The organism is Pseudoalteromonas arabiensis, assembly GCF_001550155.1.
Classification (GTDB): domain Bacteria; phylum Pseudomonadota; class Gammaproteobacteria; order Enterobacterales; family Alteromonadaceae; genus Pseudoalteromonas; species Pseudoalteromonas arabiensis.
This window is the reverse complement of the sequence record NZ_LRUF01000026.1, coordinates 369,976-393,917: the sequence shown is the minus strand read 5'-3', so window position 1 is coordinate 393,917 and position 23,942 is coordinate 369,976. Positions and strand designations below refer to the sequence as shown.

Sequence of the window (23,942 nt, the reverse complement as noted above, 5' to 3'; positions counted from 1 at the left end):
TTTACAAACTCTATGCTTTTTCCTTACTATAAAATACAATGGCATCAAAGAGACAAGGATTTATCGATATAAATTAAATGGCCAAAACACGATGATTATTAGTTTAACTATTATTGCTAGTTTGTTTTATGTGTTAGCAACGTCGCACGTGCTATCACGCCTTTTTCACAAACAAGGTCCGAGCCAGAAACTCACGGTCATTTTAAGCACGGTTGCTATCCTTGCCCATATGCTGCTATTGGTTAACTCTGTATTTCGTGCAGATGGCCAAGATTTAAGTATTGTGAATGTTGCCCTACTGACATGTTGGGTTATTGTTGTCTCTGTCACAGCAGTTTCTTTAAAGTTTCCAGCGACACTGTTACTCCCCGTTGTATATGGGTTTGCGGCAATACTTACCTTAGCCAGCTTGTTTATTCCTCACCACGTTATTTTGCATACAATTGATGTCGAGCTAGGGCTGGTTACACATATTTCCCTGTCTTTATTAGCTTACTGCGTGCTCATTATATCGACTCTCTATGCCATTCAGTTTTACTTTATTGATAAACGCCTAAAGCGTAAAGATTTAGCGATAGTGCACAGCCACTTACCCCCTTTAATGGTGGTTGAGCGTCAGCTGTATCAATTACTTACTTTAGGGACGATTTTACTCACCTTTGCCCTGCTATCTGGCTTTATTTTCCTTGATGGTATGTTTGCTAGTGAGTTTATTCATAAAACAATTCTCTCTTTACTTGCTTGGGTTATTTTTACCGTTGTGACTATCGGTCACCTGCGTAAAGGTTGGCGAGGGAAGCCTGTGGTATTTTCGATCATGATAGCCGCATTTATCTTATCACTTGCTTATTTTGGCAGCCGTTTCATACAAGAAGTGATACTAAATAAGTTTTAACTTGACTCAGCAAGCTGTCTCTAGCTTAATATGCATTAGTTTATAAAAAAAGGATCCATCGTTGGACGACATATCGACTAGTACCCTGTTTATTGTATTGGGATTATTGATACTTATTTCTGCTTATTTTTCTGGTTCTGAAACTGGAATTATGTCAATTAACCGTATTCGCTTGCGCCATTTAGCAAAAGAAGATCACCGTGCAGCGAAACGCGTCAGTAAACTGTTAAGCCGTCCTGATAGACTAATTGGTCTGATCTTAATCGGAAATAACCTCGTTAATATCGCAGCGGCTCAAGTCGCTACGATTATAGGAATTCGCCTGTATGGTGACTTGGGTATTGCTATTGCCACCGGCGTATTAACGCTTGTTGTGCTTATTTTTGCTGAAGTGACCCCTAAAACACTCGCAGCGCTCTATCCTGAGAAGGTCGCTTTTCCAAGCTCTATCATCCTTAAAGGGCTATTAAAAATACTATTTCCGTTTGTCGTTATCGTTAACTGGATGACCAATGGTATGTTGCGCCTATTTGGCATTACCACGGCACAAATTGAAGAGCACAGCCTAAGCAAAGAAGAGCTAAAAACGGTGGTAAATGAATCAGGGGCCCTGCTTCCTGCTCGCCATCAAAGCATGCTGACATCTATTTTAGATTTAGAGCAAGTCACCGTAGAAGATATCATGATCCCACGAAATGAGATTGTTGCAATTGATATCAATGATGATTGGAAGCTTATCAGTCGCCAATTAACACATGCACAACACACGCGTGTACTGCTTTATAGAGACCAAATTGACGATGCAGTAGGCTTCATTCATTCGCGTGATGCCCTACGCCTGTTAACAAAAGAGCAATTTGATAAGCCTTCACTATTACGTGCCGTTCGTGAGATTTACTTTATTCCTGAAGGGACATCACTCAATACACAACTTTTAAAATTCCAACAATCAAAAGAGCGAATTGGTCTAGTTGTAGATGAATATGGTGATATTCAAGGTCTCGTGACACTTGAAGATATCTTAGAAGAAGTGGTTGGAGATTTCACAACAACGCAAACCCGTACGCCAAGTGAAGAAGTAACAGAGCAAGACGATGGTTCTGTACTTGTCGATGGTGGCGCTAATATTCGTGACTTAAATAAAGAAATGAACTGGGAGCTCCCTATAGATGGGCCAAAAACTTTAAGTGGTTTAATTGTAGAATACCTTGAAGATATTCCAGATGCTAACTTAAGTTTGCGTATTGCTGGCTACCCTATCGAAGTATTAGAAGTTAAAGAAAATATGGTAAAACTGGTTAAAGTAATCCCCAGTAAACGTATTCAAGAATAAGAAAAGGAGTAGCTTGCTACTCCTTTTTTATTACGCATATTAGCGCCTCTGAAGTTTCACATTTTTCTGCTAAAGAACACACTTTCATGTTAATTCGTCTAGTATTGTGTCCGGTTAAGTTTATTTACATGGAGCAACAATGGACGATATTTCAATCGAAAAAGTATATAACCAAGCTATCGAATTACTCATGTTATATGGGCCAAAATTTATTTTAGCTATTTTAGTCTTGGTTATAGGGTGGTGGTTGATTGGCCGCATCGCCAACATGGCCGAAAAATCAATGAACAGAGTAAAATTTGAAGCTGGGCTCACACACTTTTTAGTGTCATTTATTTCAGTCATTTTAAAAATACTCTTGCTGATTTCTGTTGCCTCTATGATCGGCATCGAAACCACCTCATTCATCGCTATGTTAGGTGCTGCAGGCTTAGCCGTTGGTATGGCACTGCAAGGTAGTTTAGCTAATTTTGCAGGTGGTGTTCTGATTTTATTCTTTAAACCGTTTAAAGTCGGTGATGTTATTGAAGCACAAGGTTATATGGGGAAAGTTGTTGAGATTCAAATTTTTGTCACTGTGCTACTTACTTATGATAATGAAAAAATAATCATTCCAAATGGCGCTTTATCTAATGGCTGTGTCAAAAACAAATTTGCAGAGCCTACACGCCGTGTTGATATAGAGTTTGGTATTAGTTATGGCGATGATGTTCATAAGGCGCGAGAAGTGCTTATGGGTGTGTTGAATGACTATGAATTAGTACTAAAAGATCAAGATGCGAAAAAGCCGGTGGTACATGTTAGTCAACATGGCGATAGTCATATTGGTATGCTGGTATGGGCGTGGGTTAACTCAGAGAATTACTGGCCAGTGTATTTTGGCTTGTATGAAAAAGTAAAAATTGCTTTTGATGCAGCGGATATCACTATTCCGTTTCCGCAACGGGATGTACACATTCACCAATTTCCTGGCAAATAATTTATCATTAAAAAACCCACATTTTTGTGGGTTTTTAACTAAATAACTGCTAACTAAACAAGCGCTCAAACCAGTTTTTATCCAACTCATCTTCGCATTTTCTAAGTTGTGCACCATAACGACTTGCTCGATGCTTAACTTTATTTGCCACACTCATCAACCATTTTTTCTTTTTATACGTACCACGTTTATAACCGCCCCACCCTTCATGATAATTAAGGTACTGCGCGTAAGCGTCCCACTTTGAAACACCATTTACTTTATGTGTTTTATAAACAAACCACGCCATAAAATCGATGGCATCATCGAAATCATCTCTATCTGCACCACTGTTATTGGTTTCACGAATATAGTCTGACCATGTTGGTGTTTTTGCTTGTGAGTAACCATAGGCTGAGCTTACACGACCAATTGGGATGATCCACAGAAAGTATTCCATAGGTGGTGTTGCATCATGACGAAACGAGCTTTCCTGATACATCATGCTCATTAATACATGTTTTGGCGATCCCCACTTTTCTTGAGCATCGCGAGCATCATAATACCAATCAGGCTTTTCTTCGAAAATCTTACAAATATCATGGGGTTGCTCAGGTGGAGCAGTAGCACAACCAGCCAAAGATGCGGCCAGCGATAAAATAATTAAACTTTTTTTCATTTTTTTATGTATCTCGCTGAACTTTTTTTTAGTGGGTCAGTCTGAACTTATGAATGCAGCAGTATAGCATTGTTTCATCCCTGAAGAATCTTTGACGCAGCCTCTCCCTAGGCTGCGTTTTTTTATGTCTAAAATTTACTTCACCTTTGCAAAGTAATCATCTAAAAATGCAGTGAAAGACACATTATCTTCTGCTTTTACTTCGCGTTCTTTTGTTACCGACTTAGATGCTTGCTCAGTTAAAAAAGCCTCATCGTAAAATTGATAATCAGCGCCTAGGTGACTTTGCTTATATTGCTGTGCAAGTGTTAATGCAAACTCACCATTATCTTGGTTAGTGTTTGCTAACATATCAATGTATCGTCCTGAAAATGTTTTATTTGGCTCACTAACCCAGGCCGCAAGCGTTGCCACTGTTTCATTGTAATAACTTACGCCATAGGCAGCATCCATATAGTGCGCCACCGACTTTAGTTTATCGAATATTGACGTTGCCCACGTCGTCAAGCTTACTGACTCACCTTGCTTTAACAGTTGCAAATCAGGACTACGTCCCTCGTTTACTACGGCATCAAGGTTTTTAGTACTGAGACTTTGCTCCTGCCAGTCCATCGCAGGGGAATCACTTAATAAGCAATAAGTTAAAAATACATCTAAAAAGTGGATCTGTTGTAAGTCGATACCCGTTTCACTAAATGGATTGACATCTAAGGCACGTACTTCAATGTATTCAATTCCACCTCGTAGCAAAGCGTCCGTAGGGGTTTCTCCACTGGCAGCATTTCGTTTAGGCCTAATCGGTGAGTAGAATTCATTTTCGATTTGGAGAATGTTTTTATTCAACTGTTTTGGTGTTTCGCTGGTGTAATCATCAATATGATTATAAATATTTGATGGTGTATTAATGGCTTCTTTTAAACCAGCAACGTATTCATCTAACGAGTTGTACATCACACGTAAAGAAGATTGTGCGCTGTTTGTATAGCCCAGATCACCAAGACGTAAAGCGGTGCCAACCTCTAAGTAAAGTGTACCTTTACCTAACTTTTTAAATGGCAGCTCAGTTTGACGCCCTTGAAGAAAAGAGTGACATAACGCAGGGGAGGCACCAAATAAATAGCTAATTAACCAAAGTTCGCGTTTAAAATTACGAATTAAACCTAAGTAACCATCAGATATAAAATCTGCTAAGTCCTTTGTGCTATCACTTAGCTCATGTAGTCCCTGCCATAACGTGTCAGGGAAGGAAATATTAAAATGCACACCTGCAATGGCTTGCATCATACTACCATAACGATTTTTAAGCCCTTCACGGTAGAGTGTTTTCATGCGACCGATATTTGAGTCACCAAATTGCGCCAGCACAATGTCATCTTGGTTATCAATAAAGCATGGCATACTAATAGGCCATAACAATTCGTCACCCATTTGAGACAAGGTAAACTTCTGTAAATCTTTAAGCTGCGCTAATGTTTGCTCAGGTGAGGTACTGACTGGCGTAATAAACTCTAATAAAGATTCTGAAAAATCTGTAGTTATATGATCATTGGTCAGTGCGCACCCTACTCCTTGCGGATGCCCCTTCTTTGAAATAACACCGTTAGGTTTGATCCTTAATGCTTCTCGCTCGATGCCACGTTTAATCCCATTAATTGCGGTTGGATAGTGTGCCGATAACGCTTGTAGCGTTTTGTTTAAATCATGTTTTATCAAAAATGCTTCCTCGAGCCACGTGGCTTTAATCCCAAGTGTATGGGGGCAGAATATAAATTCTCAAGAGAAAAATTAGAATCTCTATCCATGCAACTGTAATTAATGTCGATACCCTGACAACTCCATCACTTAGTCATCATCTTGCCATTCAGATAACTATAATACAATTGCTTTGATAGCACTTCATTGATGCGAAATTGTTTCGCTAATCAATAATGAGACCTCATGCCAATAAAATTTATTTCAATTACGACCTTTTGGTTAAGCCACAAACACATGTTTTCAGACAAGACATTGTTCTAGATCAATATTTATATGAAATAATTCAAAGTTTCACTTAATTAACATAGTTACTCTTCCCTTACATTTTTCTGAGACTATAATCCGCACATAGTAAAAAAGTACATTTCAAGGACTAAAATGCGTCGTGGTCAAGAAACAATCAATCAGGAAGTAACCTACTCTGAACATCAAGAGCTTGTCTCAACAACCGATTTACGTGGGGTAATCACCTACGTAAACAAAGAGTTTTGCACCATAGCAGGCTATAGCGAGGAAGAGCTGCTGGGTAAGAATCACAACATGGTTAGACACCCAGATATGCCAAAAGCTGCATTTAAGGAGATGTGGGAAAAGCTCAAACAGGGTCACTCATGGCGAGGCATGGTGAAAAACCGCTGTAAAGATGGTCGATATTATTGGGTTGATGCCTTTGTAACCCCTATTTATGAACACGGGCAATTAGTTGGCTATCAATCAGTGCGTACAAAACCATCAGAAGAGCTCAAAACACGTGCCATGGCACTATACGAAAAAATAAATAATGGTAAATCTATTTCATCTTTTCGTGAAAATATCTCATTGCGACAACTCATTTCTGTTGTTATTGCGGCTTCGGCTATTGTTGCGCTTGGCTTGATGACATCAACAGTCATTGCGGCGATCTCTTTTATGGTTACAGTATTTCTTGTTGCTCTTAATTATGACGAGCTAATCGTGACCCCAACAGAGCTTAAAAAACAGCGTGCTGAGTTTGACTCTGTGTCTCGTTATGTGTATTCAGGCGCTCATCCATTTAGCGTTGCAGCCTATAATCAGCAAATGTTATCAGCAAAACTGCGTACGGTTCTTGGCCGTATTAAAGATTCGACCTATTCATTTAAAGATATTGCTACAAACTTAGATAGGCAGTCTTCGTTGACTGAGCAAGGGATTGCAGCCCAAGGTCAACGCTTGGGCGATATTGCAACAGCAATGACGCAGATGAGTGCAACTATTGGTGAAATATCTGCAAATACACACCACACAGCAGAGAAAGTTAATACGACTTATCAAAGTTGTAATGACATTAAGCTGCACATAGAAGATAACAGCGGTATGGTGTCTGCACTTGCAAATCAAGTTGAACAAGCTGCTACAACAGCTAACTCCCTTGCTAGTGAGGCGGATAAAATTGGCCAAGTTATGAGTGAGATTGAAGGTATTGCAGAGCAAACCAACTTATTAGCACTTAATGCAGCGATAGAAGCGGCCCGTGCTGGCGAGCATGGCCGAGGCTTTGCTGTGGTAGCCGATGAGGTACGAGCTCTTTCATCTCGAACTCAAAGTGCTACGTCACAAATTCACAGCTCAATCAAAGAAATTCAAGATACTTTATTCAGTTGGTCAAAAGTAATGCAATCAACTAAAGAGCAAGCTGATAGCTGTGTAAGCACGACTACACATACACAAACCGAGCTTGCGAGCATTTTTGCACAAATTGATGAGATCTCTAGCCTTGCAACAGAGATTTCAACTGCTGCGGAAGAGCAACAAGTGGTCAGTGTTGATATTCGTACCAATGTAGACAGCATCAAAGGACACAGCGAAGAAAACTTAAAGCTAAGCTACAACGTAGCAAAAGATGCTGCGGGCCTTGTTGAGGGCTCACGTAAAGTGAACGATATGCTGTTAACTTTTAAAGTATAAAATATATTGATAAAAACAAAGCCGCATCAAATTGATGCGGCTTTTTTACGTGCGGTTAATTTAGCGATTAGAAAAAACCAATCCATTTTCATCGGCATCAATATGAATGATGGCACCTGGCTGATAATCTCCAGCTAATAAGCGCTGCGCCAACGGGTTTTCAATAGTATGTTGAATAGCGCGTTTTAAAGGCCTTGCCCCATAAACCGGATCAAAGCCACTTGCAGCAATGCCCTCTAGGGCCGCATCGGTCACTTCAAGCAGATAGCCTTTTTCAGTTAAACGCTCACGAAGCTTACTTAATTGAATATCAGCGATTTCTTTAATGTGCTCATTGGCAAGTGGATGGAATACTACCGTTTCATCAATACGGTTAATAAACTCTGGACGGAACTGACTCACTAAAACGCCCATCACTTTTTCTTTTAAGGTCGCATAGTCATTTGAACCTGCTTGCTCTTGGATAATGTCCGAGCCTAAGTTAGAGGTCATAATGATAACTGTATTTTTAAAGTCAACGGTACGACCCTGACCATCCGTTAAGCGGCCATCATCAAGAACTTGTAGTAAGATGTTAAATACATCAGGGTGCGCTTTTTCAACCTCATCCAGTAAAATAACTGAATACGGACGACGGCGCACGGCTTCGGTTAAATAGCCCCCCTCTTCATAACCTACATAGCCTGGAGGCGCCCCCACTAAACGTGCAACAGAGTGTTTTTCCATAAACTCTGACATATCGATGCGCACCATGGCATCCTCAGTATCAAACATAAAACTAGCCAACGCTTTAGTCAGCTCAGTTTTACCCACCCCTGTTGGGCCTAAAAATAAGAATGAACCAATTGGACGATTTGGATCTGCAAGCCCTGCGCGAGAACGGCGAATGGCATTCGCCACAGCTACAACCGCTTCATCTTGACCAATTACTTTATGATGCAATTGATCTTCCATTTGCAGTAGCTTTTCGCGCTCACCTTGCAGCATTTTCGATACAGGAATACCTGTCCAACGCGATAAAATCTCCGCGATTTCATCTTCACCAACTTGGTTTTTGAGTAAGCTCATTTCTTGCATTTCCGCTTGCGATGCAAGGTCGAGTTTACGCTCAAGTTCAGGAATACGGCCATATTGAAGTTCTGACATGCGCTGTAAGTCACTAGCACGACGTGCCACATCTAAATCAAGACGTGCCTGTTCAAGCTCAGCTTTAATCACTTGCGTGCCTTGTAACGACGCTTTCTCGGCATTCCACACTTCGTCTAGTTCGCGGTATTGCGCTTCCAGTTCAGTGATCAGCTCTTGCATTTCTGTGCGGCGTTTTTGGCTCGCTTCGTCTTTTTCTTTCGCAAGGGCATTGTCTTCCAACTTCAACTGGATAATACGACGCTCAAGCTTATCTAAAGATTCTGGCTTTGAGTCAATTTGCAAACGAATGGAAGAACCCGCTTCGTCAATTAAATCAATCGCCTTGTCTGGTAATTGGCGATCGCTAATGTAACGATGTGATAACTGCGCTGCAGCAACGATGGCCGGATCGGTAATATCAACTGAGTGATGTAACTCATAACGCTCTTTTAAGCCACGTAAAATCGCGATGGTATCTTCAACTGATGGCTCATCAACAAACACTTTTTGAAAACGACGCTCAAGTGCTGCATCTTTTTCGATGTATTGACGATACTCATCGAGGGTCGTCGCACCCACACAGTGAAGCTCACCACGTGCAAGAGCAGGTTTTAACATGTTACCTGCATCCATGGCACCATCTGTTTTACCTGCGCCCACCATGGTATGAATTTCATCAATAAAGAGGATCACTTGGCCTTCTTCTTTGGCAAGTTCATTCAGTACTGATTTTAAACGCTCTTCAAATTCACCACGGTATTTAGCGCCTGCGACCAAGCCACCTAAATCAAGCGATAAAACGCGTTTGCTCTTTAGCCCCTCAGGCACTTCACCATTAATGATGCGTTGCGCTAAGCCTTCGGCAATCGCAGTTTTACCCACACCTGGCTCACCAATGAGTACAGGATTATTTTTGGTACGACGTTGTAATACCTGAATCGTGCGGCGTATCTCATCATCGCGGCCAATAACAGGGTCTAGCTTGCCTTGCTCTGCGCGCTCAGTGAGATCGATTGTGAATTTTTTTAATGCCTGACGAGTTTCTTCAGCATTAGGGTCATCCACTTTTTGGCCACCACGAATAGCCTCGATTGCTGCTTCAATCTTACTCGAAGTAATATTAAGTGCTTTAAAAATATCACCTAGAGGACCTTTGTCTTCGCATGCTGCAAGAACAAATAGCTCACTTGAGATAAATTTATCTTTACGTTTTTGCGCGTATTTATCACACAGGTTTATCAACGAAACCATGTTATTTGATAGTTGAACATCGCCGCCAATGCCTTCAACTTTAAATAGTTTTTCGATTTCTTGCGATAACTTGGTGTTTAATTCATCAGCACTCACGCCTGCTTGGGCTAACAGCGCACGCACACTCGAGCCATTTTGCTGAAGCAAAGAATACATCAAGTGTACTGGCTCAATAAATTGATGATCGCGCCCAAGTGCTAATGACTGCGCATCTGAAAGCGCAGATTGAAATTTACTTGTAAATCTATCTAAACGCATAAGGGTTTACCTATTAAAAAATCTAATTGCTTAATTAATGGGTATGCTTAATGATTTGTTCAAGTAAGAGACGATAATTTAATCGCAAAAAAGTGGTATTAATTGCGCCAGATCAAACTTGCCATACGCCCTGTTTCGCCATCGCGGCGATATGAGAAAAACTGTGACTTATCACTAACAGTACAGTGCTCGCCACCAAAAATATTTACCACGCCTAATTGCGCTAATTGCTGGCGAGCAAGTAAATAAATATCAGCTAAATATTTATCACCTCTAGGCGTAAATGCATGTTGATGGTTAGCATTTAGCTCACAAAAGCATGCTTTTACTTCTTGCCCTACTTCAAATTCTGAAGGGCCAATGGCAGGACCAAACCAAGCAATAATATCGCTTGGTTTAGCTTTAAAATGTGCAATAGTGTTTGCCAATATACCTTGGGCTAAACCACGCCAACCACCATGCACTGCTGCTATTTCATCACCGGTGGTTGAGCAAAGTAATACGGGTAAGCAATCCGCGGTCATTATCGCAAGCGGCTGTTTTGCTACACGAGTATAAAGCGCGTCAGCAGAGCGGACTTGGTTTAAGTCACTGTCTTCATCAATCACCACGACGTCACTGCTATGAATTTGATTTAACCACACAGCAGGATTTGGCAACTGATTTGTTAGCAGCTCTCGATTTGCAAGCACGGCCTGCTCATCATCACCAACATGTAACCCCACATTAAAACTATCAAAAGGTGCAACAGAAACACCGCCCTTGCGAGTAGTACTCAGTGCGCTAATTGTTATTGGGGCAGTCCATGCTGGTGTGATCATAACGATTAAAACTCGATATTTGGGTTTGCTTTGGTGTCTGCGCGTAAAGCTTCTGTCATCGCAGCCATATCATCAGGAATCGGTGCCTGCCATGTCATCATCTCGCCAGTGATCGGGTGAGCAATTGACAGCTTAACTGCATGCAAGGCTTGGCGCTTAAACTCACGAAGCATTTGAAATAGCTCAGGTGTTGCCCCTTTAGGTGGACGTGGACGGCCTCCGTATAGTTGATCGCCCACTAGCGGGTGATTCAAATAAGCCATGTGTACACGGATTTGGTGAGTACGACCGGTTTCTAAGCGTAAACGTAAGCGTGTATGTGCTCTAAATTTTTCTGCAACCCGATAGTGAGTAACCGCGGGTTTACCCATTTCATGCACGGCCATATGAGTTCGTTTAGTTGCATGACGGCCAATTGGTTTTTCAACCATGCCACCTGCTGTCATTGAACCATTACAAATTGCTTCATATTCACGGGTGAAGTTTTCACGCTTTTGTAAAGCAGATACCAAATGTGTTTGCGCAGGAATTGTCTTTGCTACCACCATTAAACCTGTGGTGTCTTTATCTAAACGGTGCACAATACCAGCACGAGGCACATTAATGATATCAGGGTAATGGTGTAACAATGCATTCAATACGGTGCCATCAGGATTACCTGCACCAGGGTGAACAACTAAACCCATTGGTTTATTAATCACTAAAATATCATCGTCTTCATAAACGATGTTTAATTTGATATTTTGTGCTTCGTACTCGCGCGGAGCTTCGATGGTTGTTTCAACACTGACCATTTCGCCACCGAGTAGTTTCTCACGCGGTGTGTTTAATATTTCACCGTTAACGGTTATTTTATCATCTAAAATCCACGTTTTTATACGTGAACGAGAATAATCAGGGAACAATTGTGCCAATACTTGGTCTAGACGTTTACCGCCAAGGTCTATTGGAACCTCGGCTTGGAGAGAAATTTGCTCTGACATTAGTAACTTTACCCAATTTACCAGTGCAAGCTTTGCTCGACTGGGTTAGAATCGCTTTAATACGTATAGTTTACTCGGTTTTCCTCACTTGGCCTAGCCGAAGACATCAAAGGTAATAAATAAAATGATAAATAAAATAGGGAAACGTGCGTTCGCCATAGTTTTTTCAGTTTCATTACTTGGTTTAGGTGCCTGTTCATCAGCACCTGATCAAGAAGACATACAACGGGTTCCTAATAAATCTGCGCAAGCTTTATACGAAGATGCAAAAGAAACATTAGACTCGGGTCTTTATGCCCGTGCAATTGAACTTTTAAGTGCAATTGATTCACGCTATCCATTTGGCCCTTTGTCAAAACAAGTGCAAATGGACTTAGTGTATGCACATTATCAATCAGGTAATACCGAGCAGGCACTGGCAACTATTGACCGCTTTATTCGCCTTAATCCAAATCACAAAGACTTAGATTACATGTATTACATGCGTGGCTTAGTTAATATTAAAGCGGATGAAAATGCATTTCAGGAATATTTTGGTGTAGACCGCGCTGACAGAGACGCAAATCGTACGCGTGTTGCATTTACTGACTTATCAACATTACTAAAGCGTTTCCCTGATAGCGCATATGCCCCTGAAGCTAAAAAACGTTTGGTATGGTTGTTAAATAAAATGGCACGTTACGAATTAAAAGTAGCGCAATACTATTATGAACGTGAGGCGTACCTTGCGGCTGCAAACCGTGGTAAATATGTGGTCGAGCATTACTCACAAAGTAGCTACTTAGATCAAGCGCTTGAGATCATGGTAAAAAGCTACGACAAACTTGGCTTACCTGAGCTAAGTGAACACGCTAAAGCAACGCGAGAAGCGAATAATCGTTCAAATTGATTGAAAACTAAAAAGGCGCCCTTTGGCGCCTTTTTTAATATTTGCGAGTTTTATATTAAATCGCGTCTTCATCTTCTTCAGCAGTACGAATACGAACTACACGCTCAACGTCAGTAACAAAAATTTTACCATCGCCAATTTTACCTGTTTGTGACGTTTTAACGATAACATCAATTGCTCTATCAACATCTTCATCGGCGAGCACGATATCTAGTTTTACTTTCGGTAAAAAATCAACCATGTACTCAGCACCACGATAAAGCTCTGTATGCCCCTTCTGACGACCAAAGCCTTTAACTTCGCTTACTGTCATCCCTGTGATACCCACTTCTGATAATGCTTCACGAACATCATCAAGCTTAAATGGTTTTATGATTGCTTCAATTTTTTTCATTTTTTGGGTTACTTTTTATTTCTTAATTGCCTCGATTTTAGACAATACCGACTCTGATGGCAAACAAAGCTATGAATTTCGGTGATTAAACCAGCAATCATGATATTATTAAATGAGGCGTTTGATAATAGAGACAACAATGAAATCATCACAACAAGGTTTTACGCTTTTAGAGCTCATGGTCACTATCACAATAGTGGGTATTATCGCTGTCATCGCATTGTGGGATAGTTCTGACCTACTCGAAAAAGATCGTGCTGAAAGCTATCTTCAAGAATTAAAACGTAATATTAGTTTCGCAAGAGCCAAAGCCACCAGCTCTGACTCTTTAGTTGTTGTGTGCGCAGGAAGTACCACTAACATTGAAAATAATAGTCGCGTTACTTGTTCAAATAACTGGCAGGAAGGCACTGTATTTGTATTTTATGATGCTAATCAAAACGGTGTCTACAACCCTGCTCAAAACGATAAAATTCTCAGAGTAATGAAAGAGCTTCCAACTAGCAGTAGGCTCCAATTTTCAGGTGGCAGTTCATTAATCTTTGATACAAGCGGGATGATCACAACAACTGCTGGCGCTTTTATCTATTGCCCTTCAAAAGCAGACGGAGATAACAATAAAGAGCTTACAGTATTCAAATCTGGGACTGCTTTATATAATGGGAATACGACTAAAAGCTGTAATTAAGCAACTTATTTGACACCAATAAAGGGACATGAATATAGTTGAAGAAACTATAATAAATGAGATCTTCACGGATGGAGACAAAAACGTATTGGTGGAAATTAAAAGGCACAACACTTATAGAAAGCTTAGTTGTGTTGTCTGTTTTAGCTATTCTTCTTAATATAGCGTTGTTTGAATATACCCCTTTGCTTGCCAAAAATCGCCTAGAAAACAAAATGCAAGAGATTAGGCGTGCGCTGGGGATAAGCCGTCATAATGCACAAACCAACGATGCATTCATAACATTTTGTGCTCTAAAAGATAATCACTGTAACAAGGACTACTGGCACAAATCACTCACCGTATTTGTAGACAATAATGAAATTGGTGTGCTTGATAGTAGTGATACAGTCATCCTTGAGCTAGAGGCAATTAACAGGCTAGATCAACTCACCTACCCTCGACATGCTATTACTTTTAGGCCTAATGGCACCCCTATGGGCTTTAATAACGGCACTTTTATCTATTGCCCTGAGTACAAAAAAGCAAGCCTAAAAGGGCTTGCTATTTCGCTAAGTTTTACCGGCCGTACTCGTTTAAAAGATACTGATAAGTGCCAGTTATAGGCTCTTTTTATCGGCCCCAGCATTCTTTTGCATTAGCTGAGCCTTTCGATGTCTTTAATCCGGTATCTGAGATTGATAAAGAGGTGCATTCGGTATCTTGTAATACAGGTCCCGATGCAGGTGTGGCGGTAAACTCAAATGTCCCCGCATCATTATCAACAGTCACAGATATCGTATAGAAGTTATTCTCTGTTTTACTTGCGACACCTAAATCAGCCAGCACAGTTGTATACTCTCTATTATCAACAAAGAATTGTTCCTGCTTATTGGCAGCATCTAATAATGCCGTTATTGCTTCTGTTCTGGCAGTACGTTTGACATGCTGAAAATAACTAGGCAAGGCAATACTGGCAATAATTCCCAAAATAGCCACTGTTATCATGAGCTCTATCAGTGTAAAGCCAGCGTTCGCTTTATTGACTTTTATCATTTACTTCTCGCTTATAAATATAGGTTTGTTGTGTCTCAAAGCCAAAGCCAACAGGATCAGTATCGCTTACGAGCTTAATTTTACCATCTTCTTGAGTGAGATTTGGCCCAACTATTTTTTTAACTTTAAACGGATTCTGCTGCCCTTTGAGACCCGGCCCTATGGTCATAAATTGACTTTTTTCTTCCACTTTTATGTTTGTATCTTTAATTACGTCAGGGTTTTCAGTATCAGATAAATCATCACAAAAACCATTGTTGTTTTTGTCAACACAACTATCACCAACACCAAAGTATAACTGTGGCGTATCTGGTACATCATTTGATGTAGTAAATTTTAATTCGTCATAAACCTTGGTGCCATAATGCAAATGAAATGCATACAGGCCACCTGCCCCACCAGTTAAAGAACACTGGTTTACCGTTTCAGTGGCAGAAGATGGGGTATAACTTGTAAAATAAGCCACACCACCAATCACCGTACTAGCAGCCAGTGATTTCTCACCAGCAGCAGGTAAATTGTAGTACCAACCGTAATACTCAGATAACTCAACTTCAAGCTCTGTAAACTCCTCAACATCGTCTAATGCATTACCAAATGGGTCTGAATCCATATTCATTAAGTCTGATTGCGTAATGGCGACGGGGACGTCACTACCTTGGAATGATTGTGTAGTTGTATTGATATCACGAATCATATAAAGCTGATCGTTAGTCGTGGTGGCTGTAGGCTTTGAGCGATTGCCGCTACCAATTAATACCGCATCATACGGTGTGTCTAGTCGGGCAATTGTCGATTGGCCATTCACCGTTGTTTTTGTCACTTTGCTGAACACAGTTCTGGCCACCGACGGTTTATAAAAGAAACGTCGGTCTTGCGTCGATAGAGTATTGCCTAAACTCGCTAGTTTAAAATGTGTCCATGGCTGCTTCGCGTCGTTAGGAGTGTTTGAAGGCATATCTACGCGCCAAACATTGCCGCCGGTATCTGTGGCGTATAAACGGTCAACGTAGCCATCATAGTCAGAATCCAGTGTTGTTATGTCTGAGGCTATGCTGTGATTGCCTTGAAAACCATTTTCAGTTGGCGTGAGTGCCCATACCTTTTTACCCGTTTGTGCATCGACAATATAAATGCCTCGCCCTTTACTATCAGCAGTACGAATAACATTATCTTTATTGGTATCATAACCTGCTCCAAAAACCAGCAGTGGACGGTCTTCATACCCTTCTAGATTTATATAGGTCACCGTCGGTTTAGACCAAGATTGACCAAGCTCTTTAAAGTCAGCAGACCCCCCCACAATAGGCCCATTCCACATCAGGCTTGGTGAATCAGGGTTAGTAATATCAAGACCATAATAGTAACTACCGCCACGTCTAAAGCCAAAGAAAGCCCACACGCGGTCACTACCGTTAACAATCCCGTCACCGTTCTTATCATCAAAGAACACTGAAATAGGACCATCGACGCCGTACACCTTTGTGTTGGACTGATTGTCTCTTAACGGTTTCACTATTTTATATAAGCTACTTGGCATAAATGCCCAGCTTTCTTTTAGCACGTCATTTTTATCTTGAAAAAGATGCAAAAAACCCGCATTGGTGCCAATTAGAATACGTATATCGTCATTACCATAATCTATTGTCACAGGCTTTGAGTGCAACGGATCACCGAAAATATCTTGGCGTTGATCAATTGAAGATGCATCTTCATCCTCATTATCAACATCGATTCCCCTTGCCCAATCAATCGTTTTTTGTAATTGAGACTTGTCCACTCCAAACGCAGCTGCCGCTTTATCATCTCCGCCAAGCGCATTAGATACATTACTTTTCGTAAAGCTGATTAAAGCTGACGAGCCTGCATCAGTATAAAGTTTTCGACTTGCAAGGCTACTCAACAGCAGGTTCACACCGCCGCGTTGCACTGTATTACCATCAGCTTCCTCGTTATCTGGTAACCAATATGTACGCGCTTTGTTTGATATAAGCCCATCTTCATTTAAAGCTGGTTTACCTGTCGAATCAACAATTTGTTCACCAGACACTTTTAGTTTTTTTAGATTACCTCGCCAACGAGCACCTGTTTCTGGATAAAACATTGCATAGTAAATATCTTCACGACTACGGGTTTGATCAACGTTATTACTCGCGATGGACGGTGAGGTAAAACTATCGTTTACTTCACGGATTTGAGTAATGGTATTTTTAAGTGCCTGCGATAATTGCTCAGAGGTATTCGCGTGGAGGTATTGGCCGCCACCTAGCTTAGCCGTTTCCGATAGTAAGCGTTTACCATTATTACTCATACCGCTACCAAAGCCGATTGTGTATACTCGCCCTGTTTCATGAATATCCGGTGTCGAAGGGAATAAATCCACGTCAACATCCTCAGTGCCGTGAATTATCTGAGCAAGCTTGTGTAGGTATACACCGGCTATTTTGTCTGTGCTAGATAGATATTGATTAAAATGAGTGTTATACAATGAGCTAATATTGCTATTTTGCTCGCCATCTTGGTCAGCAGAAGGATCCCCATCAGTCATATAAATAACGTTAATTGAGTTATCACAACGTTTGGCTTCTTCTGTAGTATCAAAAGGTGAGTTATAAGTATAGCTATATCTAGGTCGCCACCACGGTCCTGATTGAACCCTCGTTTCTATTGATGTGTCACGCTGGGCTTCACTAACATTCTGTCCATAAAATACGCTTTGCCCTGTAATATAGAGATACGCTTCCCATAATGTTTCCGTTAAAGGCGTACCACCATCAGCAGGGAGAGCTGAAAGAGTTTGCTTTAAAAGTGATGTCGATGAGCCAATACCTGCAAGTACATAACCCCCTTCTGTACCATTAAACCTCATCAGGCCAAAATCAATATCGTCATTGTCATCAACCAAGCTGGTAATTGCACCCTGTGCAACCCCCAAACGACTGTCCGGACATACAACGTAGCCGGTATAATAGTTATAGCCACAACTGTTACCTGTTGCTGTTGAAAACGCCATACTTCCTGAGGTATCGAACACAATTAGAACACGCGGCCTCTCATCTAAATCGACATTGTGATTAACATAAAGCTCTATATCTTCTGCTTGCACTGACATACCAGCTAGCGTTATAAAACCGAGCAGTATACTGCGAGTTAAGCGTTTAATTTTCATCATAAATCTCCAGTTAACTCCCCGAATTCACGTTTGCCATCTCTTGGGCAACACCTGTGACAACGGTTAATGTGTGCTTACTCTTAGAACCATAAGTAAGGCTTGAGTCAATTTGCACCATATTACAAACAATACCTGGGGTCGGATCAAACTTGCGTGGGCAAAGTAATGCTGATGGCCCTTTGTTCATATTTTTAAGTGTGCTTGTCTCATTATCAACTTTGTTCATTTTAAAACCCTCAGCAGGTATTTTTGCGGGTTTCAATAAAAATGCACTTTTACCGTCTTCGAGTGCTTCTTTTGCAATGACCTCTTGAACAATACCGATTAGTTTGTTCTCGGCGGCATCCCGCTCTTGAGCCGCATTCGTAATTTTTATATCAATGCTACTGCTACTCATTAAGGTAACCGCTATTCCAGTTACAGCCACAACCATAATCAAGGCGACTATCAGCACAACACCTTGCTGTTTTTTTATCGATACTAAATGCGCCATAGGTTTGCTCCTACATTATTTAAGCGGATAGTCGTAGTGAACAACGCACGCCTGAAGTTATCATTAAATGTAAGCTCTCGCTTATTTGCATCTTCACCCAACGTGTAGGTTTGATTTTGCAACTTCAGATTTGCATCAGGCATTAACGACCTTGTGAGTAAAAAGACTTGAACAGTTAAAATACTTTGACGATTTTCCCAATCAGAGTTAGTCATATTTTCAATACTTTTATAGGTATCAACACGGCTGTTATTTGTTGTATCTAGGCCAAATACAAAGCGTATGTCTTCGACCCCTTCCATAATGGTTTCGGTCACCATACCAGAGCCTGGTCTTAGTCGTTTGCGCATCAGTACAGGTACAGAAATTTGTTGCTCATTAATAGTGAATGTTTGCTCAGAAATATAGTAAACATGATGACGATAACGCCATACAGTCGCATTGCCACTTATGCTGGCTGCATCAACAGGACCCCTGCGAAACTCTCCCCTATCTTGTTCAGCGATAAAATAGTAAAAATTATTGTTTGTTTCAGCAGGTGCTATCTCTAAGCCCTCTAAAAACTTTACTTGCAGAACATCGGTATCTTTTTTTACATTATTAATACAGCTTAGTGCGGTATTATCGGTTGTATTTACCGCATAAACAGAGCGAAAGTTAGTAACGGATGCCGCGTCAGGGAAACTGCCGTTATTGAGTCCCCCAAAACAATCGTTACCAGGATTGGTTAAAGTATCCGTATTTTCAGATGTCATTGATTTTTCGTAATATGTTCCCCAAAAACCTATTTGCTCAATGTCACGCTGCATTATATTCATTGCAAGTCGGCCCGTTTCTTGAAGCTCGCCTATTGTCATCGTGTCTCGGGTTGTGACTTTCATACTCAAATAAGTGAACATGACTCCGCCCAACACCAGGCCACCTATAAACAGTGCAACCATCATTTCGACTAATGTAAAGCCAATATGCTTTTTCATATCAAGACCTTAGATATATATAACTTTCGAGTACAATTAAGCGTCGTTTATCATTTGATGCGCCGCAATCAACTGCTGCTGTATCACTGTTTGCTTTAATCTTTTGACGGCCTTGCCAACTGATAACCACTTCAATATTAAATTCATTTGCTGTGCCCAGCGACGCTGCATTTATACACACGGTTGCATCATCTAAAGCCCCCGTATTCTCACGCGCTTGAATAGCTCTCACCCACTGCTGTTTATCAAGTGCCGCCACTTGCTCTGCAGAGCAAGCGTTATTAAAGCACTGTAAATTTGTATTTAATGGTGTGTCACTGGTTAATGTTCCGTTATAACGACCTGCAAACCCTGCCGTGTCATTCGCACGCATTCGCTGGATAATATCGTTACCCAAAGCAATAGCCGCTGCACGCTGCATTGAGTCAAAACTCGCTTGCTTTGCCTTTGCTTGAAGTGCCACAGCACCGAGCAAGCCAAAGCTTAAGATCACAAAAGCTATAAGCACTTCGATTAGCGTAAAGCCTTGGACTTGTGATTTGTTTAACATAATGAATTCAATTGATACTTTTCCATAGATTAAGCATAAGGTGGGGTCAATAAATAGCAATATAAGAATGGATGAGCGGTCATTTTTATTGATAAACGGTACATTAAGCCACGCTATTTACCCATAATAGCCTTAACAGACTTTACTTCTCGTCGACTTATAACAAATTTTGTCGACACACCATCTAACATCAACGAGTGCACACCATCATCATGGGTCATACTATAAATTCGGTTTTTATTAACCAATGTATTACGGTGAATGCGCATTAATTGCGCTGGGTACTGATGTTCAAGCTGTTTTAAACTTTGCTCGACTAAAGCTTCGCCACCGTCAAAGATTAAACGCGTATATTTTTGCTCAGCTGTACAACAAATTATATCTTCAATATGCACTCGCTTAATGACCCCTGCAAGTTGATAGCTAATATAAAGGTCATCACTTTTACTCACTTGAGCACGATTTAATCTTCTCAGTTGAGACAGCGTTTTCGATAATGCATCCGCTGTAACGGGTTTAACTAAATAACCGTCAACAGCAAGCTCAAAAGCTTCGAGCGCGTGCTCTGGGTGTGCTGTTAAAAACACTACGGCAGGTGGAATAGTCAGCTGTTTCAACACGGCTGCAACGTCCATCCCTGAGCACTTTGGCATGTTAATATCTAAAAGGACTAAATCAGGTTGTAACTGTTGGCATAACTTAACTGCCAACTCGCCATCCTCAGCATCGGCTATCACCTCATATTGAGGGTGCGCTGCGAGTAAGCGTTTTATACGGGCCCGTGCTAGCGGTTCATCATCAACAATTAATGTACTTATCATTGTATTTTTAGCCTTGGTAGCACAAGTTTCACTCTAAACTCCCCCTCTCTTTGAGTGGTCAGTAACTGGGCTTTATAGTTATAAAAAAGCTCTAAACGCTGGCGAATATTTTCAAGCGCCATGCCGTTACCACTTGGCGAAGCACCCTTATTTTTGTAAAGCGGATTAGTAATTATAAACGTGTAACTTTTATCTGAAACATGCATAGAAATATTAATCCTCGCTCCCTTATCTGCCGGCTCGACACCATAACAAACAGCATTTTCAATCAGTGGCTGAATTGTTAAACAGGGAATATCTAATTCTGGTATGTCATCAGGTAATTGCCAACACACCACTAAGCGCTCACCATAACGCCATTTTTCTAAGCTAATATATTGCTGACATAAGCTTATTTCATCACTTAAACTAATTGCCTTACCGCTTCTCATTGCTGCCTGCGACAAAGCGGCTAAAGCTAAAATAGCCTGCTCAGCCGCATTAGCATCATGGTGAGTCAGTTCTGCTGCGGTATTTAAACTGTTAAATAAAAAATGCGGTCTAATACGTGCTTGTAAAGCATCCAGCTCTGCTTGGATTAACGCTTTTGTCTGCTGCTCTTTTTGATTATGAATAGAAATAAACTGTACAAAAAGCACTGTCACTAAAAAGATAATCAGCATATTGCTTGCTAAAAAATGAGTTAGGGAGTCAACCTGATAAAGTTCATCAAAAAGACTGAGCACAAAAAAGCTGTACAAGCATGTTAATAAAAGAAGTAAGGAACTTAAGGCAATGACTTGCCATGTATTTGATAATCTAGCAAGCGGCTCTCTAGAAACATAAAGCACGGCAACGCTAGTCAGAAAAACAAGGTGTAAAAAGAAACTAAAAACAGCTAGGCGAAGCCACACATCACCATAGCTTGCAGGCGAAAAAGCCAATAAAACAGCAATGGTTTGACTGACGACGAGGGTTGCGAGTACCCCTCTGGATTGAAAAAGAGCCTCAATCAGCAAACCGTTTTTAGTTGGCTGTTTGCTCATGGGCTCTCCTATTTTTTGTTCACAGTTATCCGCTTAGATTAGCGTAGCTCAACAGGAACGGCAAATACTATATTTTCTTCTTCACCAGGGTTTTCAACAACTTGATTACCGCCTAATTCTTTCAGGCGCGCAATAACTTGCTGAACCAAAACCTCGGGTGCAGATGCGCCGGCAGTAACACCCACCGCATTTACATTGTTGAACCAATCCGCTTCAACGTTACTTGCATCATCAATCAAATGCGCCTTAGTGCCCATTTTATCAGCAAGCTCGCGTAGACGATTTGAGTTAGAGCTATTTTTTGCTCCCACAACAAGTAATACATCCACTTTATCCGCTAGATCACGGACTGCGTCTTGACGGTTTTGCGTTGCGTAACAAATATCATCTTTGCGTGGGCCATCAATGGCTGGAAACTTAGCACGTAGTGCATCAATCACATCTGCCGTATCATCCACTGATAATGTCGTTTGGCTACAGTAGAATAGGTTTTCAGGGTTTTTAACGCTCAGCTTTTCGACATCTTCAGGGGTTTCTACTAAGTAAATACCACCCGCTTCGTTGTCGTACTGACCCATGGTGCCTTCAACTTCAGGATGCCCGTGGTGGCCAATCAACACACACTCTATGCCTTTTTTACTCGCACGCGTTACTTCCATATGAACTTTAGTGACCAGCGGACAGGTTGCATCAAACACTTTTAATTCACGGCGTTTTGCTTCGTTACGAACAGCTTGCGATACACCATGGGCACTAAAAATAACAATGCTATCGTCAGGCACTTGGTCAAGCTCTTCAACAAAAACAGCACCACGATTTTTTAAACCATCAACCACATAACGATTATGCACAACTTCATGGCGAACATAGATAGGCTTTTCGAAGATATCGAGTGCGCGCTCAACAATACTAATTGCACGATCCACTCCGGCACAAAAACCACGCGGATTGGCTAATAAAATATCCATCAGCCCGCTACCTCTAAAATCTCAACTTCAAAAGTCAAACGTTGACCTGCCAAAGGATGGTTAAAATCAATCGTTACAGACTCACCTTGTACTTCACGAACAAGACCAGGTAATTCAGTACCGTCTGGTTGAGTAAACGCGATTATATTGCCAACTTCAGCTGGGGTATCGGCACCAAACTTGCTGCGGTCAACATAATAAATGTTATCAGGATTAGGTTGACCAAATGCATCCTCTGGCTCAAGTTCAAAAGATTTATTGTCACCTGCCGCTAAACCTAACAAACATTTTTCAAAGTTCTCTGTTAGGCTTCCGTCACCCATTCGCAATTTAGCTGGTTTATTATGAACTTTAGTAGAATCGGCTGCTGAGCCATCTTCTAACTTAATCGAGAAATGAAAGATCACTTCAGAGTTATTACCAATTACTGCTTGGCTCATGCTTTTTGCTCCTTAGGACTTTCGCCTGTGAAGGCATCAAATAAAAGTAATGCGGCACCAATACAAATGGCACAATCGGCAATATTAAAGACAGGGAAGTGCCAGTTTTCATAATAGACGTGCAAGAAGTCAATGACATAACCATAAGCAATACGGTCGTATAAATTGCCAATAGCCCCTGCTAACACTAATGCATATGCTGAGCACAGTACCTTGTTTGTTGCTGGTAAGCGTTTAAGCCACCATACTAAAAGTACACTGATCGACACAGCAATCAGACTAAAAAACCAGCGTTGCCAACCTCCAGAGTCACTTAAAAAGCTAAAAGCGGCACCATAGTTATGTACATAAGTGAAATTAAAAAAAGGCAGAATATCGATTGACTCTTTGTAGGCCATGGTATTAACGACAAGTGTTTTTGTCGCATGGTCTACTACTAAAAGTAGTAGACTCAGCCATAACCAAACCAAGCCACTTTTTCCGGCTAGTTTGCTCACAAACAA

At 41.0% G+C, this 23,942-nt stretch carries 23 protein-coding genes; 7 read left to right on the top strand and 16 right to left on the bottom strand.

Going from position 1 to position 23,942, the window contains the following annotated elements; genetic code table 11:
* Window positions 1-91: 91 nt before the first annotated feature.
* The 3 genes from PAARA_RS18880 (at window position 92) to PAARA_RS18870 (ending at window position 3,207) form a co-directional block, all read left to right on the top strand.
* A complete protein-coding gene (locus tag PAARA_RS18880) occupies window positions 92-895 on the top strand; it encodes a cytochrome C assembly family protein (protein ID WP_062570534.1) in 804 nt (267 codons plus the stop codon).
* 61 nt (window positions 896-956) lie between these two features.
* Complete coding sequence (locus PAARA_RS18875; protein WP_083515358.1) at window positions 957-2,228, top strand: HlyC/CorC family transporter; 1,272 nt, start codon at window positions 957-959, stop codon at window positions 2,226-2,228.
* Between the two features lie 139 nt (window positions 2,229-2,367).
* Window positions 2,368-3,207: a mechanosensitive ion channel family protein gene (locus tag PAARA_RS18870; protein ID WP_062570532.1), complete on the top strand. Its 840-nt coding sequence runs from the start codon at window positions 2,368-2,370 to the stop codon at window positions 3,205-3,207.
* Window positions 3,208-3,256: 49 nt separating this feature from the next.
* Here the strand turns inward: PAARA_RS18870 and PAARA_RS18865 are convergent, their stop codons facing one another.
* Together PAARA_RS18865 and gshA are read right to left on the bottom strand one after the other, a co-directional pair.
* Window positions 3,257-3,865, bottom strand: a complete 609-nt coding sequence (locus PAARA_RS18865) for a transglycosylase SLT domain-containing protein (RefSeq protein ID WP_062570531.1) — start codon at window positions 3,863-3,865, stop codon at window positions 3,257-3,259.
* 135 nt (window positions 3,866-4,000) lie between these two features.
* Entirely contained in the window at window positions 4,001-5,578 is a 1,578-nt protein-coding gene (gshA, locus tag PAARA_RS18860; RefSeq protein WP_062570530.1) for a glutamate--cysteine ligase, read from the bottom strand.
* A gap of 420 nt (window positions 5,579-5,998) precedes the next feature.
* Here gshA and PAARA_RS18855 point away from each other — a divergent pair, with 420 nt between their 5' ends.
* Window positions 5,999-7,546, top strand: coding sequence for a methyl-accepting chemotaxis protein (locus PAARA_RS18855; RefSeq protein ID WP_062570529.1), 1,548 nt, complete (start codon window positions 5,999-6,001; stop codon window positions 7,544-7,546).
* Window positions 7,547-7,606: 60 nt separating this feature from the next.
* Here the strand turns inward: PAARA_RS18855 and clpB are convergent, their stop codons facing one another.
* The 3 genes from clpB to rluD form a co-directional block, all read right to left on the bottom strand.
* Window positions 7,607-10,183, bottom strand: a complete 2,577-nt coding sequence (gene clpB, locus PAARA_RS18850; RefSeq protein ID WP_062570528.1) for an ATP-dependent chaperone ClpB — start codon at window positions 10,181-10,183, stop codon at window positions 7,607-7,609.
* Between the two features lie 98 nt (window positions 10,184-10,281).
* A complete protein-coding gene (gene pgeF / locus PAARA_RS18845) occupies window positions 10,282-11,010 on the bottom strand; it encodes a peptidoglycan editing factor PgeF (protein ID WP_420806965.1) in 729 nt (242 codons plus the stop codon).
* On the bottom strand, window positions 11,010-11,987 hold the full coding sequence (gene rluD, locus PAARA_RS18840; protein WP_062570526.1) for a 23S rRNA pseudouridine(1911/1915/1917) synthase RluD: 978 nt from the start codon (window positions 11,985-11,987) through the stop codon (window positions 11,010-11,012). Before rluD ends, pgeF begins: the two co-directional genes overlap by 1 nt.
* 124 nt (window positions 11,988-12,111) lie before the next feature.
* Between rluD and PAARA_RS18835 the strand changes: the two genes are divergently transcribed.
* Entirely contained in the window at window positions 12,112-12,876 is a 765-nt protein-coding gene (locus PAARA_RS18835; protein ID WP_062570525.1) for an outer membrane protein assembly factor BamD, read from the top strand.
* A gap of 55 nt (window positions 12,877-12,931) precedes the next feature.
* Here PAARA_RS18835 and glnB read toward each other — a convergent pair whose 3' ends face one another.
* Window positions 12,932-13,270 carry a nitrogen regulatory protein P-II gene (gene glnB / locus PAARA_RS18830; RefSeq protein WP_062570524.1) on the bottom strand — a complete coding sequence of 113 codons (339 nt, stop codon included), beginning with the start codon at window positions 13,268-13,270 and terminating at the stop codon, window positions 12,932-12,934.
* A gap of 139 nt (window positions 13,271-13,409) precedes the next feature.
* On the opposite strand from glnB, the gene PAARA_RS18825 reads away from it, so the two are divergent.
* Window positions 13,410-13,958, top strand: a complete 549-nt coding sequence (locus PAARA_RS18825; RefSeq protein WP_062570523.1) for a GspH/FimT family pseudopilin — start codon at window positions 13,410-13,412, stop codon at window positions 13,956-13,958.
* Window positions 13,959-14,029: 71 nt separating this feature from the next.
* On the top strand, window positions 14,030-14,563 hold the full coding sequence (locus PAARA_RS18820; protein WP_062570522.1) for a GspH/FimT family pseudopilin: 534 nt from the start codon (window positions 14,030-14,032) through the stop codon (window positions 14,561-14,563).
* 7 nt (window positions 14,564-14,570) lie between these two features.
* On the opposite strand, the gene PAARA_RS18815 is transcribed toward PAARA_RS18820, so the two are convergent.
* The 10 genes from PAARA_RS18815 to lspA form a co-directional block, all read right to left on the bottom strand.
* Window positions 14,571-14,993 (bottom strand): type IV pilin protein, encoded by a 423-nt coding sequence (locus tag PAARA_RS18815; RefSeq protein WP_062570521.1) that lies wholly within the window; start codon window positions 14,991-14,993, stop codon window positions 14,571-14,573.
* A complete protein-coding gene (locus PAARA_RS18810) occupies window positions 14,977-18,162 on the bottom strand; it encodes a pilus assembly protein (RefSeq protein ID WP_062570520.1) in 3,186 nt (1,061 codons plus the stop codon). The genes PAARA_RS18815 and PAARA_RS18810 overlap by 17 nt, the downstream gene beginning before the upstream one ends.
* Window positions 18,163-18,175: 13 nt before the next feature.
* Window positions 18,176-18,658, bottom strand: a complete 483-nt coding sequence (locus PAARA_RS18805) for a pilus assembly PilX family protein (protein ID WP_062570519.1) — start codon at window positions 18,656-18,658, stop codon at window positions 18,176-18,178.
* On the bottom strand, window positions 18,646-19,635 hold the full coding sequence (locus PAARA_RS18800; protein ID WP_062570518.1) for a PilW family protein: 990 nt from the start codon (window positions 19,633-19,635) through the stop codon (window positions 18,646-18,648). The genes PAARA_RS18805 and PAARA_RS18800 overlap by 13 nt, the downstream gene beginning before the upstream one ends.
* Window position 19,636: 1 nt before the next feature.
* Window positions 19,637-20,185 (bottom strand): type IV pilus modification protein PilV, encoded by a 549-nt coding sequence (gene pilV / locus PAARA_RS18795; protein ID WP_062570517.1) that lies wholly within the window; start codon window positions 20,183-20,185, stop codon window positions 19,637-19,639.
* Between the two features lie 113 nt (window positions 20,186-20,298).
* Window positions 20,299-21,006, bottom strand: a complete 708-nt coding sequence (locus tag PAARA_RS18790) for a LytR/AlgR family response regulator transcription factor (protein WP_267135596.1) — start codon at window positions 21,004-21,006, stop codon at window positions 20,299-20,301.
* Entirely contained in the window at window positions 21,003-22,031 is a 1,029-nt protein-coding gene (locus tag PAARA_RS18785) for a sensor histidine kinase (protein WP_062570516.1), read from the bottom strand. Before PAARA_RS18785 ends, PAARA_RS18790 begins: the two co-directional genes overlap by 4 nt.
* A 38-nt stretch (window positions 22,032-22,069) precedes the next feature.
* On the bottom strand, window positions 22,070-22,999 hold the full coding sequence (ispH, locus tag PAARA_RS18780; RefSeq protein ID WP_062570515.1) for a 4-hydroxy-3-methylbut-2-enyl diphosphate reductase: 930 nt from the start codon (window positions 22,997-22,999) through the stop codon (window positions 22,070-22,072).
* Complete coding sequence (gene fkpB, locus PAARA_RS18775; protein WP_062570514.1) at window positions 22,999-23,439, bottom strand: FKBP-type peptidyl-prolyl cis-trans isomerase; 441 nt, start codon at window positions 23,437-23,439, stop codon at window positions 22,999-23,001. The genes ispH and fkpB overlap by 1 nt, the downstream gene beginning before the upstream one ends.
* Window positions 23,436-23,936, bottom strand: coding sequence for a signal peptidase II (gene lspA / locus PAARA_RS18770; protein ID WP_062570513.1), 501 nt, complete (start codon window positions 23,934-23,936; stop codon window positions 23,436-23,438). Before lspA ends, fkpB begins: the two co-directional genes overlap by 4 nt.
* Between the last annotated feature and the right edge of the window lie 6 nt (window positions 23,937-23,942).